3 protein-coding genes are annotated in these 2,898 nt (G+C 63.4%); all 3 read left to right on the forward strand.

What is annotated here, in order from left to right; translation table 11 throughout:
- The first annotated feature begins 398 nt into the window (after nucleotides 1-398).
- The 3 genes from AC1D1X_RS19690 to AC1D1X_RS19700 are packed head-to-tail and all read left to right on the forward strand — an operon-like array spanning nucleotide 399 to nucleotide 2,875.
- Nucleotides 399-1,631: a CaiB/BaiF CoA transferase family protein gene (locus AC1D1X_RS19690; RefSeq protein ID WP_477698955.1), complete on the forward strand. Its 1,233-nt coding sequence runs from the start codon at nucleotides 399-401 to the stop codon at nucleotides 1,629-1,631.
- A gap of 30 nt (nucleotides 1,632-1,661) precedes the next feature.
- The gene (locus AC1D1X_RS19695; protein WP_477698956.1) at nucleotides 1,662-2,396 is read left to right on the forward strand and encodes an alpha/beta fold hydrolase; all 735 of its coding nucleotides are present in this window, start codon (nucleotides 1,662-1,664) and stop codon (nucleotides 2,394-2,396) included.
- Nucleotides 2,393-2,875 carry a thioredoxin domain-containing protein gene (locus AC1D1X_RS19700; protein ID WP_477668881.1) on the forward strand — a complete coding sequence of 161 codons (483 nt, stop codon included), beginning with the start codon at nucleotides 2,393-2,395 and terminating at the stop codon, nucleotides 2,873-2,875. The genes AC1D1X_RS19695 and AC1D1X_RS19700 overlap by 4 nt, the downstream gene beginning before the upstream one ends.
- The last annotated feature ends 23 nt before the right edge of the window (nucleotides 2,876-2,898 follow it).

Below are 2,898 nucleotides of genomic sequence, written 5' to 3' on the forward strand. Positions count from 1 at the left end.
GGATTGGGTCGCGTCAGTCATCGTGAACTCCTATGTAAACATCGTTGCAGTGGTGCTGTTGCCGCAATAATTAAACGTCGATTGCCACTGCCTGTCATCCTCTAGATAGATGTCTAAAACACCCATCGCGGGCAATGCATTCCGGGTTGGTCAGTCACGGCTGAGGTCATCCTCCAATCGGAGGAGCTGTCAGGCAAGTCTTTGCCATACAAGACATATCGATTGATTCAGGCTGCAGTACGACGCTGGCCGACAGCCCTCATCCCAACCTTCTCCCAGAGGGAGAAGGAGTAACAGCCAAAGTCCTGAACGGACACCGACCAGCCTGTTTTCCTCCCGCGCTCCCTGGGAAATGGCGGCGCGATGGCTAGCAGCCTTCATGAGGGCAAAATGCCCCCATGAACTCCCTATCCGGCATCCGCATCCTCGACCTCTCCCGCGTACTCGCAGGCCCCTGGTGTACCCAGACACTCGCCGACCTCGGCGCCGACGTCATCAAGATTGAACGGCCCGGCACGGGTGACGACACGCGGACCTGGGGGCCGCCGTTTTTGAAGGATGCGCAGGGAGCGGATACCGAAGCCGCTTATTACCTGGGCACGAATCGCAACAAGCGCTCCGTCACCTGCGACATTGCCCAACCCGCAGGCCAGGCACTGGTGCGTGAGCTGGCGGCGCATTGCGATGTGTTTGTCGAGAACTTCAAGGTGGGCGACATGGCGCGCTATGGGCTGGACTATGCGTCGCTGAAAGCGATCAACCCGCGCCTGGTTTACTGCTCTGTCACCGGGTTCGGCCAGACGGGGCCTTATGCCGACCGTGCCGGCTATGACTACGCGATCCAGGGCATGGGCGGTCTGATGAGTGTGACGGGTGAGCGTGACGACCTGGGCGGCGGGCCGCAGAAGGTGGGCGTGGCGGTGGCGGATTTGATGACGGGGATGTATGCGACGGTGGCGATTCTTGCTGYGTTGCGCCATGCCGAGAAAACCGGTGAGGGCCAGCAGGTGGACATGGCACTGCTGGACACGCAAGTGGCGATGTTGGCCAACCTGGGCGCCAACTACCTGGTCAGCGGCAAGGCGCCGGGCCGTGCGGGCAATGCGCACCAGAACATCGTGCCTTACCAGGTGTTTGAAGTGGCCCCGGCCGCGGATGGCAGCAAAGATCACTTGATCCTCGCGGTGGGCAATGACTCGCAGTATGCGAAGTTCTGCGCGGTGGCCAACATTCCGGAGCTGGCCACCAACCCGCTCTTTGCCAAGAACCGCGACCGCGTGTTGAACCGCGGCCAGCTGGTGCCGATCCTGGAAGCGGTGATGAAAACGCGCAGCAAGGCCGACTGGCTGGGCGCGCTGGAAGCGGCCAAGGTGCCGTGCGGTGCCATCAACAGCCTGGCTGAGGTGTTTGCCGACCCGCAGATCGAGGCGCGCAAAATGGTCACCGAGTGGCAGCACCCGGTGAAAGATGACTTGAAGCTGGTCTCCAGCCCGATGCGCCTGAGCGCGACGCCGGTGCGCACCGACCTGCCGCCGCCGCTGCTGGGCCAGCACACCGAAGAGGTGCTGCGCGGCGTGCTGAACTATTCAGACGCCAAGCTGTCTGAACTGAAGGGTGGCAAAACCATTTGATGCAGCAACCTTCCACAAAGAGGTGACTCGATGAAACACAATTTTGTTCTGGTGCACGGCGCGTGGCATGGCGGCTGGTGCTGGCGGCGCGTGGCGCAGGCACTGCAGCTGGACCACCACAAGGTGTTCACGCCGACACTGACCGGCCTGGGCGAGCGCGCCCATTTGCTCTCACCCACGATCAACCTGGACACGCACATCAACGACGTGATCAACCTGATCGAAGCGGAAGAGCTGCACGAGGTGACGCTCGCGGTGCATTCCTATGCCGGCATGATCGGCACGGCCGTCACTGACCGCATGCCCGACCGCATCAAGCACCTGGTGTATGTGGATGCGGTGGTGCCCAAGCCCGGCGAGAGCTGGAGCAGCACGYAGGCCAGCGCCACGCAGCAGCAGCGCATGGCGGCGGCGCAAGCTTCACCCAGCTTCAGCTTTCCGGCGCCCGACCCGGAGGTGTTCGGCCTGCACGATGCCGACCGTGAATGGGTCAAGCGCCGACAGACGCCGCACCCCGGCAATACCTACCAGGCACCGCTGGACTTTGACGTGAAGCGCGTGGCCGCTGTGCCGCGCACCTTTGTCAGCTGCACGCAGCCGGCACTGGCCACGATTGAGCCGAGCCGGCTGCGCGTGAAGGACGCCAAGTTCTGGGACGGTGCATGGCTGCCGAATTCGCGCGTGGTGGAGATCAAGACCGGCCATGACCCCATGATCAGCGAACCGGCTGCGCTGACGAAGATTTTGCTGGAAAGCGCTGAATGACCCTGGTGAGCCGCCGCCAGTTCACTGCCGTGCTGGCAGCCGGGCTGGCCGTGCCCCAGCTCGCGCTGGCCAAAGACACGGCCCTGCCTGTGCCGGCCTCTTTGCCGGCGGCCGCTGGAATCGCCTTCGCCAAAAATGAACCACTGGTGCTGTTGGTCAGCCTGCCCGGCTGCCCCTTCTGCGAACTGGTGCGGCGCAACTACCTGTTGCCGGGGCAACGCGATGGCAGCCTGCACGCCTGGCAGCTCAACATCAGCGACCGCGCGACACCGCTGACCGGCTTTGACGGCCAGGTGACGACGGCCGCCGCCCAGGTTGCGGCATGGAAGGCCGGCTTCACCCCCACGGTGCTGTTTCTGGGCCCGGCCGGGCAAGACCTGGCGGAACGGCTGGTCGGCCTGGCGTCTGTCGACTTTTATGGTGCCTATCTGGAAGAGCGGCTGGCACAGGCGCGCAAAGCTGTGCTGGCGCTCAGGTGAATGAAATGCAGACCGCCCCATTC

This window comes from Polaromonas sp. P1_G4, from assembly GCF_056405475.1.

Coding starts and splice junctions, on each gene's coding strand:
- AC1D1X_RS19700 (WP_477668881.1), top strand. CDS start 2,393: ATGACCCTGGTGAGCCGCCGCCAGTTCACTGCCGTGCTGGCAGCCGGG.